This window comes from Christiangramia sp. LLG6405-1, assembly GCF_045055805.1.
In the GTDB taxonomy this organism is placed as follows: domain Bacteria; phylum Bacteroidota; class Bacteroidia; order Flavobacteriales; family Flavobacteriaceae; genus Christiangramia.
Genome location: NZ_CP159330.1, coordinates 2583891 through 2596938, shown reverse-complemented (window position 1 = coordinate 2596938; position 13048 = coordinate 2583891). Strand labels below are relative to the sequence as shown.

The following is a 13048-nucleotide window of genomic DNA, read 5'->3' as shown; positions in this document are numbered from 1 at the left end:
AAAATAAATAATTCGAGGAGGTTAGTAAAACCCAGGAGAATTATTGATTACTTGATCCATTTGGACCTTTCTCTGTATTTTCCTTCTCTTCATCAGCAATTTGTTCTTTCGCCTTCTTGATCTCATCTTCAGGAGCATCATCAGGTTTTTGCTCTTCTGCTAGCTCTGGTTGTAAAAAAAGTTGGGCGTAAAATGGGAAGTGATCAGATTTTACATCATCTCCTAAAGCGATATTTTCAACTCTAAATTCTTCAGAAACAAAGATATGATCCAGTGACCAGCGCATGATAAAACTTTTGGCATTGAAGGTATTGTAGAAACTTCGTCCTTTTCTTACGTCCAGTAATTCGCCAACGGTCTGAAACATACTTGTAGTTCGTGACCAGGCAACATCATTGAAATCTCCTATCACCACTACTGGAATGTCTGAATTCATAGATTCAAGAGCAATTTTCATCATTTCAGCATCACGATCTGAAGATGATGGATTGTGCTGGGGCATAGGAGGAGTTGGGTGAATTGCGTATAATTGAATCTTATCCCCGGAACGAAGTTCAATTTCAGTGTGAATAGAAGGAATACTATCATCTACGATATATTTCACCTGAGGATTATTCAGCTTAAATTTTGAATATAAAAGCATTCCGTATGTATTATCAAGCGGCACTTCAACTTTATATGGATAATCGCTTCCAATACCTGCTTTTATGGCATCTGACCATTTAATATCAGTTTCAGTAAAAACAGCAACATCGGGATTCAGTTTTTTCATCTCTTCGATCAGGATCGCTTTCTCTTCATTTTTCTGAAGTACATTAGAGGTTAGTAACATCATACCCGTTTGATTGTCAACCGTTTCTGTGGGTTTTCCAACATCGTAAGGAACAAATGGAGTATAAGGTAATATCTTTACAAACTGGTAGATAAAACAACCTACTAGTATGATCATAAAAGCATAATCTCTCCAATTTGAGATCTTAAACCTTAAAAAGTAAGCGAAAATTGCCATTAGCGTTAGCAACGTTAGCTGAATATGGGGGTAATCGAACATTCTCACCCACCAGAAGTCTACAGCGACAATCGGAATTAAGGTTATGAGTACGGCAAGAATTCCGAAGCCTTGTAGAAAAGGTTTTAAATTCATTTTTGGTTTATTAGTTAGTTTGATCTTTCTGAAAGAAAATTACGAATGTCATCACCAGATGGAGCTTCAAACAACTGAAGATCAAAATATGGAATGGCTGCAATAAGATGGTCAAAAATATCTGCGGAAATATACTCAAAATTTTCCCAGCGTTTATCTCTACTGAAACAGAGGATTTCCAAGGGTATTCCATTAGGCGTAGGAGCCAGATGTCTTACAATAAGATACATTTCTTTGTGAATTGCTGAATGATCCTGCAAATAGGAGTCAGCGTACTTTCTGAAAATTCCAAGGTTGGTTTGATTTCTTCCGTTAATAAGTACACTCTTATCTATATTATTAGTCTCGTTGTACTTATCAATTTCAGACTGTCTGTTTTCGAGGTAAGGAGCAATCAATTGAATCTTTTTCAGCTTAGCGATGTCTTCAGGTCCAAGAAATTTTACAGAGTTCTGTTTGATAAAGACCGAACGTTTGATTCTTCTTCCTGGTGATTCCTGCATACCTCTCCAATTCTGAAAGGAATCGGAAATAAGACTATAGGTTGGAATCGTGGTATAAGTATTATCCCAGTTCTGTACCCGTACCGTCGCAAGATTAATTTCCGTTACTGTTCCATCTGCTCCAAATTTTTGAAATGTGATCCAGTCTCCAATTCTAACTATGTCATTTACAGATACTTGAATAGAGGCAACTAAACCTAAGATTGTATCTTTAAAAATTAGTAAAATTACTGCGGAAGCGGCACCTAAAGATATTGCGAATCCAATTACAGATTTACCTGTAATGACCGAAAACATGAACATTAAGCCAATGATCCAGAGAAAGATCATGATGATCTGGCTGAAGCTTTCCAGTGGCTTGTCATTAAACTCAGACCTGGTTTTTAGATAATTTCTTGTAGAGCGAAGCACACTTCGACAAATCCAGACCACCAGGATGATGATATAGATCTTCATCGTATAAAAGAAGAATTCTAAGATCTTCGGAAAATCTATGAAGATTAAAGGGAATAATTCGTAGACTATATAGATAGGTAGAAATCTCCCAATATATCTCGGGAAGTTACTTTTAATAAGAAAGTCGTCTATCGTAGTTTTTGTGCGATTGGTAAATGCGCTGATGGCTTCTATTACAAAATGCTTAACTACATAATTGGCTGCAAACACGATAAATGTTAGTGCAACAATGTTGATCAACAGATTTAAATACTGAGCCAGGACAGCATTCATTCCATACTCAAGAAATAGATCTTCGAAAAAACAAATAATATCGATCATGTTATCCATTTTCTGAAATTAGAGATATTTTTTCTCTACATAAAATGGTCCGAATGGAATAAATGAGCAACCAAAAATGATCGCGACCTGCTTAAGTCCCCAGTTCATTGGTTTTATTAGTAGTAATGCTCCTACTACATAAGCTACAAAAAGTACTCCATGTGCCATACCCACATGTTTTACCATAGCCGGCATATCCAGAATGTATTTTAAAGGCATTGCAATGAGTAATAATACCAGAAATGAAATACCTTCCAGAATGCTAACCCACTTAAATACAGTAATCTTATGTTTCAAAGCCATAATGCCAAATTTGAGCACAAAGATAATTGATATTCTATAGATGACCTCGTATTAAGTATAGGCTTTGTGAGCAATTTAATAAAGTAGTAATAAGTGTTATGTGGCAATTTTAGTATTTTGCGATCGTAAATTGAAATTATGAATAATAAAAAAGTACTGGTTACCGGCGGTCTTGGTTTTATTGGATCACACACCGTAGTAGCATTACAACAGGAAGGATTTGAAGTTGTTATTATAGATAATCTTTCGAATTCATCTATAGAAGTTCTTGGAGGAATAACTCAAATTAGCGGTAAAACACCAGAATTTGAAAATATAGATCTAAGGGAGAAATCTGCAGTGAAGGATTTCTTTGAGAAATACCCGGATATCGAAAACGTGATTCACTTTGCTGCTTCTAAAGCAGTGGGAGAAAGTGTCATTAATCCTTTATTGTACTACGAAAATAATCTATCAACCTTAGTGTATTTATTACATGAACTTAATAATAAGGAGAAGGCGAACTTTATTTTTAGTTCTTCATGTACGGTTTATGGACAGGCTGATGAATTACCTATAACTGAAAATGCACCGGTAAAGCAAGCTGAGTCACCTTATGGTAATACCAAACAAATAGGTGAGGAGATCATCAGGGATACTTGTAAGGTCAACCAGGAATTGAAGGCAATTTCATTGCGTTATTTTAATCCAATTGGAGCACATCATTCTGGAGAAATTGGGGAGCTTCCAATAGGTACTCCGCAAAACCTGGTACCATACATTACTCAAACTGCCATTGGTAAAAGATCTGAACTTTCAGTATATGGTGATGATTATCCTACCAGAGACGGAACCGCTATACGTGATTATATTCATGTAATGGATCTTGCAGAAGCTCATGTTTCAGCATTGAAACGTTTACTATCGCGGAATGAGAATGAGAATTACGAAGTTTTTAACCTGGGAACAGGAAACGGAAATACTGTTCTGGAAGTAATCAAGTCTTTTGAAAAAGTATCTGAAAAGGATCTAGCCTATAAAATAGTGGGTAGAAGAGAAGGAGATATCACCGCAGCCTATGCAGATACTAATAAGGCAAATGATCATTTAAACTGGAAAGCGAAAAGATCTCTGGATGAAGCTTTGGATAGTGCCTGGAAATGGCAGAAGCTAGTAGAGAAAAAGGAAGAAGATCAGGATTAATTATTGGAAACTAATCAAAGAAAAAAGACCGGCAATTGCCGGTCTTTTTTTCTATTTTGTTCCATTTACAAGAAACGCGTGTATCACACCTGGAATCCAACCTAAGGCCGTTAACAACAAACTTATCAAGAATGTTACGCCGAGTCCATGTTTCATGAATACGGCCAATGGTGGTAATAGGATGTTTAGAGCAACTGTAAGAATTGACATAGCTTTTGATTTATTTGGTTAATAGTTCTGCTGGGCATTTGCTCAACAAGCTCACAAGGTAGAAGGATACTCACTCAGCGCCATAAACCTTGGGAAAAGTTTATAAGCAACCTCTAACAAAGCGTTAAACCATTTCAAATATAACCAGGGCGTATAAATAGAACCTGGCAAACCTAAGTAAGCCGAAAATAAGGTAGCTAGAAAACGGAAATCTAATAATTCCTGCGGCGATACTCGTCATCGCAAAAGGAATTGGTAGCAAAGCACCGACAATAATTAAGAAACCTCCCCATTTACGGGTGTTCTTAATATGTTTGGCTAGTTTAAGCTCCAGTGTATTGTGTACGGCTGGAATCTTAGTGATAGAAACACCAATCCAGTAAGAAACGATCCCTCCAAGGTAGGAGCCTAAAGCGAGTAAAGATAAGTACAGGAATGGAATAGCAGACTTTCCAGCCCAGGCTATAAATAGTTCTGGAGGAACCAGACCTAATAATGATTCAGATAGAAAGAAGATAGTTAATACCTGCCACGGACTGTAAGTTTCGGTTACAGTAACCAGCATATCTTCAATATCCAGGAGAAAGTGATCGATCGCCCACAAAGCAGCTACAAATAGTACAATTGGTAAAACGGCTTTTCTTAAACTTCCCAGAACGAAAGAATAAAAACCGGTATAGCTGTAGTATTGGTGCAATAAGCGGATTCGCGACTTCTTTTTAGATTTCGCTTTTTCTTTCATCAATTCTCCTTCTTTCTTTATAGTAGCAATTTCTAATTCTAAAGTTGTGATCCGTTTATAGGTGCAAAACCCTTAGTAATCTTCTCCAGCATCAGCTTTAAGAGCCTTCACATATTCTCTAAGTTCTTCTTCATTCAACTTATTAGAATGTTCGGCCATTAAGGATAACATATACTCAAGACTTTCCTGTCCTGTGATTTCTTCTGAATTCTCAACTTCAGTTTCTTCTTCTTCAGTTTCAACTTCAATAGGATCTCCATTTTCGTCCAGTTCAACTGGCACATCATCTGGGATAGCGATCAGGAAGTCCTGATTTTCACTAATATGTTCGTGAGCCAATCTTGTAACTTTTGCCAAAAGTGGAATATTCTCCTCAACTACCAGTTTTCTCAACTCTTTAAGGTCTTCTACGATAGTATTGATAATGATTCCGTTGCGCATAAGGTCACGCTGAATCTTATTAAGTAACTTTTGTGCTTTAATGTTTTCCAAGGTTTTCTCTATTAAATTGGTCAGTACTAATTAGGTAAATATAGGTGTAATCCTACTCTTTATCTGAGCAGACAAAGTTAGTTTTTTTACATTTCTATAAAAGTGTTTTGATAGGTTTTATTAAGTATTTAACCTTTAAAATTAACAATATCTTACCGCTAGAAATTTCTATGTACTTCAAGCCTTTCTTAGCTTTAAACTTCCAAAAAAAATACATTATGAGTACAAATAATAAAACTGCACTAATCACTGGTGGTAGTAAAGGGATAGGATACGGAGTTGCTGAAACGCTTCTTAAAATGGGATATAAAGTTGCTATTACTAGCAGGTCATTATCTTCTGCGGAAGAAGCTGCGAAAAAATTATCTGCAAATGGAGAGGCTCTTGGTCTGGAAGCAGATGTACGTAGTTATGAAAGTCAGCAGAAAGCTGTAAAGCAATTACTGGACAAATGGGGACAGCTTGATGTACTTGTAGCCAATGCCGGGGTTGGTAATTTTGGATCAGTAGATGAGTTGAGCGTAGATGACTGGAAAGACACCATTGATACAAACTTAAACGGACTGTTTTATTCAGTAAAAGCTAGTGTTGAAGAATTGAAGAAGACTGAAGGTTATATTATTACGATCTCGAGTCTTGCCGGAACGAACTATTTTGCTGGCGGAGCAGCATACAATGCAAGTAAGTTCGCTGTCACAGGTTTCTCTCAGGCGATTATGCTGGATCTTCGGGATAAGGGAGTCAAAGTAAGTACAATCATGCCTGGATCTGTTGCTACACATTTCAATGGCAACGAACCTTCAGAAGAAGATGCCTGGAAAATACAAAGTGAAGATATTGGAGAATTAGTCGGTGATCTTCTTAAAATGAATCCAAGAACGCTTCCAAGTAAAATTGAAGTAAGGCCGGCTCGTCCACCGAAAAAATAATTTTAGAATTAACTATTATTAAAGCCACTCGATTCGAGTGGCTTTTTTCATTAACAAGCTTTAGGAGTTAAGGTTAAATTGAAGACAAAGCATGTATTCTCTAAGGTTTCAGGCTATTCTTCCATTAAATTTGTAAAAACCAAAAAGGAAAAGATTATGAGTATTAAAGGAAAGACGATTATTATTACTGGAGCATCTAGTGGAATTGGTGAAGCAACAGCAATGAAATTAGCAAAGGAAGGCGCTAATGTAGTGTTGACTGCCAGAAGAGAAGAACGTCTGAATGAACTAAAGAAGAAAGTAGATGGATTAAACGCTGGAAAAGCGCTGGTAGTAACCGGTGATGTTACCAATAAAGATAATTTCAAGACATTAGTCGAGAAAACTAAAAAAGAATTTAACAGCATTGATGGTCTAATCAATAATGCCGGTCTAATGCCATTATCATATGTGAAAAATCTGCATACCGATGAATGGGATAAGATGATTGATGTTAATATTAAAGGTGTTATGAATGGAGTAGCAGCGGTATTACCAACGATGATGGAACAGAAGTCGGGTAATATCATCAATATTTCATCAAGTGCTGCCAATAAGATCTATCCTGGTGGAGCGGTTTACTGTGCAACAAAATCTGCAGTAAAAATGTTTTCTGAAGGATTGAGAATGGAGCTGGCCCCTAAATTCGGGATTAATGTGACATCTATTGAACCAGGTTTCGTGGACACAGAGCTTACAGATTCCATTACAGATGATGAGATTAAGGAAGGATTACTCTCTAATTTCAAAGAGATGACTCCGCTGGAGGCTCAGGATATTGCAGATGCGATCTATTATTCTCTAACACAACCAAAACGCGCAAATGTGAATGATGTTTTTATCATGCCTACAGATCAGGAACAATAGTATCTTAGAATATAAATAAAAAAGCCCGGATGAAATCCGGGCTTTTTTTTATGCGCTGAAATGATCACTAGATCTTAACGACCATTTTACCAGTATTCTTACCATCGAACAGATCGATAAATGCCTGAGGAGTGTTTTCAAATCCTTCTACGACCGTTTCATCATACTTTAGTTTACCGGATTTTAACCATCCTGCAAGTTCTTGTATAGCTCTCTGGAACTCGTCCTGATGATCTCTTACTAGAAATCCCTGCATCAATGCAGATTTCTTTATAAGAACACCTTCAGGTCTAGGTCCTGTAGGAGTACCAGTCTCATTATAAATAGAAATAGCACCGCAATTGATGATACGCGCCGCTTTATTTATATTCTGAAGAGTAGCATCTAGAATTTCACCACCAACATTATCAAAATAAACATCAACTCCATCTGGGCAATGCTCAGCGATCGCTTCTTTCATGTTGGAAGTAGTCTTATAATTGATCCCACCATCGAATCCAAATTTACTTTGAATATGATCGATCTTTTCATCAGATCCTGCGATGCCGACTACTCGACATCCCTTAATCTTTCCAATTTGACCCACAACACTTCCAACAGCTCCGGCAGCACCAGATACTAATAATGTTTCGCCTTCCTTCAGTTTTCCAATAGTGTCGAGTGCAAGATGCGCGGTCAATCCTGTAAGCCCAAGAACTCCCAGGTATGCAGATAGTGGAGCCATCTCTTTATCAATCTTTCTCAAACCCTTTCCATCATGCGACTGCTCATGTTTCCAGTCTAGCATTCCTATCACATGCTCACCCTCTTTAAAGTCATCAGAACTGGAAGAAATCACTTCAGAAACTACCATGGATTCTAAAGGTTTTCCAACCTGAAATGGTTCGATATAAGATTCCTCATCGCGCATTCTTCCGCGTAAATAAGGATCTACAGAGATATATTTTGTTTTAAGCTTAAGTGCTTTATCCTCTGAAATTTCAAAATCTTTGATCTCAAAATCTGAAGTTTCAGGTTTACCTTTTGGACGTTGCTTTAATAATATTTGCTTATTCATAACTTTTATTTTTAAGCAAATTAATATGCTTCTGTCCGTTTGGCAAACATGCATTCATAATTAAAACTTAAAACCTAAAAAGAGTGTAGATAGCGATGATTATTAAGCTCAACTTCGTAATTTCATTGTTCCAAACCCGCAAATTTGAAGATCAACTTTCAGCATTATTATAATGAACTCATTAAATTTCTTAGAAGTACCGACTTCTCGAAAGCTATTGTACTTACCATTGCGATCGTAATTCCAATTGCGGTTTTTTCCAATTTAGGCTTACTTGAAATAGGGGTGAGTATGGCTATGGGAAGTTTACTTTCATCTCCAAGTGATGTGGCCGGGAGTTTTAAACATAAGGTGATGGGTATCATGGCCGCGGCATTTCTTGGGGCAATATCCTTCTGTATCGCAGGTTACGCCTCGCAATTTAGCTGGGCAGTGGCACCAATGCTATTAGTGATGATGTTCGGGATAGCATATCTTTCTGTCTATGGTTTCAGAGCTTCGTTGGTTACTTTTGCCGGACTACTTGCGGTAGTTCTAAGTTTCGCCAATATTTCTTCGGAAATTGAGATCTGGCAAAAATCTATTCTCATCTTCGGCGGTGGAGTTTTCTACATGCTTATAAGTATTGCCTGGTATCTATTGAAGCCTGAAAGAGCTTCGGAACAGCAGATCGCTGAAACCATGGAATTAACCGCAGATTATCTCCGACTCAGAATAAGAATGCTTGATCCTGAATCTGATTTGGAAACCATTCAGAAAGAACTTTTCCAGAAGCAAACCGAACTCAACGAGCATCACGAAAGTTTGAGGGAACTTCTTATAACCTTCAGAATGTCCTCAGGAAGTTCTGGTTATTCTCGAAAGAGGCTGCTCATATTTATAGATCTTGTAGATATGCTTGAACTGGCGATGGCGAATCCTATAGATTATCCACAGATGAGAAAGGTGCTGGATTCCGATTTTATAGAATTGAAGGTGTTTAAGGAGTTTTCTTTGAAGATGGCAGAACAACTGGACCGCATTGCGCTTTCAGTCCATAAAAATTCCACGATGCCTGTGAATCGGCTTTCCGAAGAATTAAAGAAGGTTGAAAAAAGTTTACTAAAGTACCGGGATACGATTAATATTTCTGAAAAGAGGGAGAGTATGCTGGTGCTAAGGAACTTCTATGATTACCAGACCAGGCAATCTCAAAAGATCAATAATATTGACCGGGTTCTCAGAAATCTGGAAGGAAAGAAAAGGATTTTTAAGGACAAAGATGTCCAGCAATTTCTAACCCAACAGGAATATAGCTTTAAAACCCTTCGCACCAATTTTCAGTTCAATAGTTCCATATTTCGTCATGCGCTAAGACTTGCTATAGTAGTACTGGTAGGATATTTACTGGGCTCCTATTTCTCAGTTCAGAATGCCTACTGGATCCTACTTACGATTGTGGTGATCATGCGACCTAATTACGGACTTACTAAACAGAGAACCAGGAAACGGATCATAGGAACGCTAATAGGCGGCGCCATGGCAATTGGTATAGTTTTTATTACTCAAAATACGACGGTCTATGCCATTTTAGGAATTCTGAGTCTAACGCTGGCATTTTCACTAATTCAGCGTAATTATACCACTGCAGCCATGTTCATCACGCTCAGTATTATATTTATATATGCATTGCTCCAGCCTGAAGTTCTCAACGTGATACAGTTCAGAATCCTTGATACAGTAATTGGTGCAGGTCTCGCTGGCCTTGGGAATTTTATTCTTTGGCCTAAATGGGAACTCAAAGAGTTGAATAATGTCATTGCCAATTCGATCAATTCCAATATTGGTTATTTAGAGGAGATTGATGATTACTACCATAAAAAGGAAAATTTACCCATTAGCTATAGACTTGCCAGAAAAAAAGCATTTCTGGACATGGGAGAGTTGAGTGGCGCATTTCAAAGAATGACTCAGGAGCCAAAGTCGCAGCAAAAGCAGCTGAGTCTCATTTACGAAATTGTGGGCTTAAATCATACATTTCTCTCTGCACTGGCATCGATGGGATCTTATATCAGGAATCACCCAACGAGTAAAGCATCTTCAGATTTTGAGATGTATACCAAAACTATTGTTTTCAATTTGAGAAACTCTGTACGCTTACTTGAGAATGAAAGCAGGGAACAGAAGGAACATGAAGGAATTTCTAAAGCTGGCAAGGCACTTCATCGCAGATTTGATGAGATGGCTACGGAAAGGGATAAAGAAATAAGCGAGGGAAAAGCCCAGATAGATGATGATATGAGGTTGAACCTTCAGGAAGCACATTTGATCACGGGTCAGCTCGAGTGGCTTTTGGATATTTCAGAAAAACTGGAGATCAATACCGAAAAATTAACAGCGAAATTAGATGAGCAAAAGAGCCTTTAAAAAATACATTAAGGAACTTTCAAAAGAAGATCTAGAAGAGCAGATTATGGATCTATATAACAGGTTTGAGGATGTGAAAACATACTACAACTTCGTTTTCAATCCCAATGAGGAAAAACTGGTGCAGGATGCGAAATTTAAAATAGGGAAGGAGTATTTTCCGCCGAATAACAGGAGACCAAAGAAAAGACGTTCCGTAGCACATAAGATCTTAAAACATTACCTGAAATTAGGAATGGAGCCACATGCGCTGGCCGACGTTATGTTCTATAATGTGGAAATCGCCCAGACCTTTTCAGAAGAACAGGAATATATTACTGAAGCTTTTGAGAAAAGCATATTTAAATCTTTTGAGCAAGCAGTGCAGTTTGTCGCTGAGTATGGAGTGATCTCAGAGTTCGAAAAGCGAATACAAAAGATCGCGAGGTTTAGTCACGATCACAAATGGACTAATAGCTATCAATTTGTAACTGCAGCAGATAGAGTACTTTAATTGTAGATCTAAATTCTATAGCGTTTGCTGAAACAAAAAGTTACAATTGACTTAAATCAACAAAGCTCTCCGGGCAATTAATTATTTTTGAATTTAGAACAAAGGCTATGAAACTGGAAGAAATAATTAAGCAAATAGAATCTCAGAAAAATCTTCCCAATCTGAATTTTAGTATTAAGGAAAAGACAGAGGCGTTTACAAAAAAGCTTTTCTATACTTTATTTGATAAGCAAACTCCTGTTGCAGATAATTTAATGGAATTGGGAAAGGACTTCGAAGTTCTGGCAAAACTAGTCTGTTGGGAGCCCGGTGCACCCTGCCAGGATATCTGGAGCGATTACCTTACAAAGCTACCCGGAATCCTTGAGGATCTAAATCTTGATGCTGAAGCCATTTCTAAGAATGATCCCGCAGCAAATTCAGTAGAAGAAGTTTATTTAAGCTATCCCGGGTTTTTCGCAATAGCAATTTACAGGCTAAGCCATGAATTTTACAATTTTGGATTGCCTTTGGTTCCAAGATTGATGACTGAATGTGCTCATAGTCTTACAGGAACCGATATTAATCCTGGTGCAGTGATTGGGAAATCTTTCTTTATAGACCATGCTACGGGTGTTGTCATTGGAGAAACTGCAACTATCGAAGACAATGTTAAAATTTATCAGGGTGTCACGCTTGGGGCACTAACAGTTAAAAAATCAATGCAGAATTTAAAACGACACCCAACGATCAAAAATAATGTGACCATCTATGCCAACGCGACCATTCTAGGTGGGAAAACAGAAATCGGTGAGAATTCAGTTATAGGTGGGAATGTTTGGCTAACCAAATCTGTTCCACCGAATTCCATGGTTTCTCATACACCACAGATTAATATTAAAAATACAGCAGACAAATAATGAACAATTCAGTTATAGATTTAGTTGGGAATACACCCTTGGTAAAAGCTTCAAGAGTTTTTTCAAAACCCGGAGTAGAACTATACTTCAAACTTGAAGGCCAGAACCCAGGAGGAAGTGTGAAGGATCGTGCAGCTTATAATATGATTAAAAGCGCAATGGATCGCGGGACTATTGATAAAAAAACAAAATTGATCGAAGCAACCAGCGGGAATACAGGTATCGCACTAGCGATGATTGCTGGTATTTTTGGCCTTGATATCGAATTAGTAATGCCCGAAAATTCAACTATTGAAAGAGTCCAGACGATGCGCGCTTATGGTGCCAAAGTAACCTTAACCAGTTCAGATATTGGGATAGAAGGTTCGAGAGATTATGCTGAAGATAAAATGAAAACTGGCAATTATTTTATGCTGAACCAGTTTGGAAACGATGATAACTGGAAGGCGCATTATAAAACGACAGGTCCTGAAATCTGGAGGGATACAGAGCAGAAGGTTACACACTTCGTGTCTTCAATGGGAACTACAGGAACTATTATGGGGACAAGTACATTTTTAAAAGAGAAAAATCCTGATATACAGATCGTAGGAGTTCAACCTGAAGATAATGCCAGAATCCCGGGCATTCGAAAATGGCCGGAAGCTTATTTACCTAAGATATTTGATGCTAAAAAAGTAGACGAGGTGCTGGAAGTAAATGAGGAAGATGCAAGATTAATGAGTCGAAGGCTTGCTGAAGAAGAAGGTATTTTTGCCGGAATGAGTAGTGGTGGAGCTACCGCGGCTGCAGTTAGATTATGTGAATCTTTAGAAAGCGGATTGGTGGTGTCCATTATATGTGATCGTGGTGACCGTTATCTTTCTTCAGACCTATTTGAAAAATAAGTGAAGTTGTATAAGATCAAGGTTAACCTGTGATGAAGATCATAAAGATCTATAGTCAACAATATTCCCTTTTTCCGATGGTTTCGATCGGCACCTGATCTTATACAACTTTGTAATA

The 13048-nt window shown here is 37.7% G+C and carries 14 protein-coding genes; 7 read left to right on the top strand and 7 right to left on the bottom strand.

All coding sequences use genetic code 11. From position 1 onward, the window contains the following. Positions 1 to 40: 40 nt before the first annotated feature. Genes ABVM50_RS11925 through ABVM50_RS11915 form a run of 3 tightly spaced genes read right to left on the bottom strand, consistent with a single transcriptional unit; the run spans position 41 to position 2727 of the window. Positions 41 to 1144 (bottom strand): endonuclease/exonuclease/phosphatase family protein, encoded by a 1104-nt coding sequence (locus ABVM50_RS11925; protein ID WP_405198771.1) that lies wholly within the window; start codon positions 1142 to 1144, stop codon positions 41 to 43. A gap of 14 nt (positions 1145 to 1158) precedes the next feature. Next, the gene (locus tag ABVM50_RS11920; RefSeq protein ID WP_405198770.1) at positions 1159 to 2433 is read right to left on the bottom strand and encodes a mechanosensitive ion channel family protein; all 1275 of its coding nucleotides are present in this window, start codon (positions 2431 to 2433) and stop codon (positions 1159 to 1161) included. Positions 2434 to 2442: 9 nt separating this feature from the next. Beyond that, positions 2443 to 2727, bottom strand: coding sequence for a DUF3817 domain-containing protein (locus ABVM50_RS11915; protein WP_405198769.1), 285 nt, complete (start codon positions 2725 to 2727; stop codon positions 2443 to 2445). A 138-nt stretch (positions 2728 to 2865) separates the two neighbouring features. On the opposite strand from ABVM50_RS11915, the gene galE reads away from it, so the two are divergent. Then, on the top strand, positions 2866 to 3909 hold the full coding sequence (gene galE, locus ABVM50_RS11910; RefSeq protein ID WP_405198768.1) for a UDP-glucose 4-epimerase GalE: 1044 nt from the start codon (positions 2866 to 2868) through the stop codon (positions 3907 to 3909). Positions 3910 to 3960: 51 nt separating this feature from the next. On the opposite strand, the gene ABVM50_RS11905 is transcribed toward galE, so the two are convergent. The 3 genes from ABVM50_RS11905 to ABVM50_RS11895 all read right to left on the bottom strand — a co-directional run bounded on the left by ABVM50_RS11905 (position 3961) and on the right by ABVM50_RS11895 (position 5353). Continuing rightward, a complete protein-coding gene (locus tag ABVM50_RS11905) occupies positions 3961 to 4119 on the bottom strand; it encodes a YqaE/Pmp3 family membrane protein (protein ID WP_405198767.1) in 159 nt (52 codons plus the stop codon). A 124-nt stretch (positions 4120 to 4243) separates the two neighbouring features. Beyond that, the gene (locus ABVM50_RS11900; protein ID WP_405198766.1) at positions 4244 to 4861 is read right to left on the bottom strand and encodes a YqaA family protein; all 618 of its coding nucleotides are present in this window, start codon (positions 4859 to 4861) and stop codon (positions 4244 to 4246) included. Positions 4862 to 4933: 72 nt separating this feature from the next. Next, positions 4934 to 5353, bottom strand: coding sequence for a hypothetical protein (locus ABVM50_RS11895; RefSeq protein WP_141877793.1), 420 nt, complete (start codon positions 5351 to 5353; stop codon positions 4934 to 4936). A gap of 218 nt (positions 5354 to 5571) precedes the next feature. Here ABVM50_RS11895 and ABVM50_RS11890 point away from each other — a divergent pair, with 218 nt between their 5' ends. Next, positions 5572 to 6282, top strand: a complete 711-nt coding sequence (locus ABVM50_RS11890; protein ID WP_405198765.1) for an SDR family oxidoreductase — start codon at positions 5572 to 5574, stop codon at positions 6280 to 6282. Positions 6283 to 6438: 156 nt separating this feature from the next. Further along, positions 6439 to 7188, top strand: a complete 750-nt coding sequence (locus ABVM50_RS11885; protein ID WP_405198764.1) for an SDR family oxidoreductase — start codon at positions 6439 to 6441, stop codon at positions 7186 to 7188. A 67-nt stretch (positions 7189 to 7255) separates the two neighbouring features. Here ABVM50_RS11885 and ABVM50_RS11880 read toward each other — a convergent pair whose 3' ends face one another. Further along, the gene (locus ABVM50_RS11880) at positions 7256 to 8245 is read right to left on the bottom strand and encodes an NADP-dependent oxidoreductase (RefSeq protein WP_405198763.1); all 990 of its coding nucleotides are present in this window, start codon (positions 8243 to 8245) and stop codon (positions 7256 to 7258) included. 144 nt (positions 8246 to 8389) lie between these two features. Here ABVM50_RS11880 and ABVM50_RS11875 point away from each other — a divergent pair, with 144 nt between their 5' ends. The 4 genes from ABVM50_RS11875 (at position 8390) to cysM (ending at position 12930) form a co-directional block, all read left to right on the top strand. Further along, positions 8390 to 10651: an FUSC family membrane protein gene (locus tag ABVM50_RS11875; RefSeq protein WP_405198762.1), complete on the top strand. Its 2262-nt coding sequence runs from the start codon at positions 8390 to 8392 to the stop codon at positions 10649 to 10651. Further along, the gene (locus tag ABVM50_RS11870; RefSeq protein WP_405198761.1) at positions 10632 to 11144 is read left to right on the top strand and encodes a DUF6155 family protein; all 513 of its coding nucleotides are present in this window, start codon (positions 10632 to 10634) and stop codon (positions 11142 to 11144) included. The genes ABVM50_RS11875 and ABVM50_RS11870 overlap by 20 nt, the downstream gene beginning before the upstream one ends. A gap of 107 nt (positions 11145 to 11251) precedes the next feature. Then, entirely contained in the window at positions 11252 to 12043 is a 792-nt protein-coding gene (gene epsC, locus ABVM50_RS11865) for a serine O-acetyltransferase EpsC (protein ID WP_405198760.1), read from the top strand. Further along, on the top strand, positions 12043 to 12930 hold the full coding sequence (gene cysM / locus ABVM50_RS11860; RefSeq protein WP_405198759.1) for a cysteine synthase CysM: 888 nt from the start codon (positions 12043 to 12045) through the stop codon (positions 12928 to 12930). The genes epsC and cysM overlap by 1 nt, the downstream gene beginning before the upstream one ends. Positions 12931 to 13048 lie beyond the last annotated feature (118 nt).

Coding starts and splice junctions, on each gene's coding strand:
- ABVM50_RS11885 (WP_405198764.1), top strand. CDS start 6,439: ATGAGTATTAAAGGAAAGACGATTATTATTACTGGAGCATCTAGTGGA.
- ABVM50_RS11925 (WP_405198771.1), bottom strand. CDS start 1,144: ATGAATTTAAAACCTTTTCTACAAGGCTTCGGAATTCTTGCCGTACTC.
- ABVM50_RS11905 (WP_405198767.1), bottom strand. CDS start 4,119: ATGTCAATTCTTACAGTTGCTCTAAACATCCTATTACCACCATTGGCC.
- ABVM50_RS11900 (WP_405198766.1), bottom strand. CDS start 4,861: ATGAAAGAAAAAGCGAAATCTAAAAAGAAGTCGCGAATCCGCTTATTG.
- ABVM50_RS11880 (WP_405198763.1), bottom strand. CDS start 8,245: ATGAATAAGCAAATATTATTAAAGCAACGTCCAAAAGGTAAACCTGAA.
- ABVM50_RS11915 (WP_405198769.1), bottom strand. CDS start 2,727: ATGGCTTTGAAACATAAGATTACTGTATTTAAGTGGGTTAGCATTCTG.
- ABVM50_RS11890 (WP_405198765.1), top strand. CDS start 5,572: ATGAGTACAAATAATAAAACTGCACTAATCACTGGTGGTAGTAAAGGG.
- galE (WP_405198768.1), top strand. CDS start 2,866: ATGAATAATAAAAAAGTACTGGTTACCGGCGGTCTTGGTTTTATTGGA.
- cysM (WP_405198759.1), top strand. CDS start 12,043: ATGAACAATTCAGTTATAGATTTAGTTGGGAATACACCCTTGGTAAAA.
- epsC (WP_405198760.1), top strand. CDS start 11,252: ATGAAACTGGAAGAAATAATTAAGCAAATAGAATCTCAGAAAAATCTT.
- ABVM50_RS11870 (WP_405198761.1), top strand. CDS start 10,632: ATGAGCAAAAGAGCCTTTAAAAAATACATTAAGGAACTTTCAAAAGAA.
- ABVM50_RS11920 (WP_405198770.1), bottom strand. CDS start 2,433: ATGGATAACATGATCGATATTATTTGTTTTTTCGAAGATCTATTTCTT.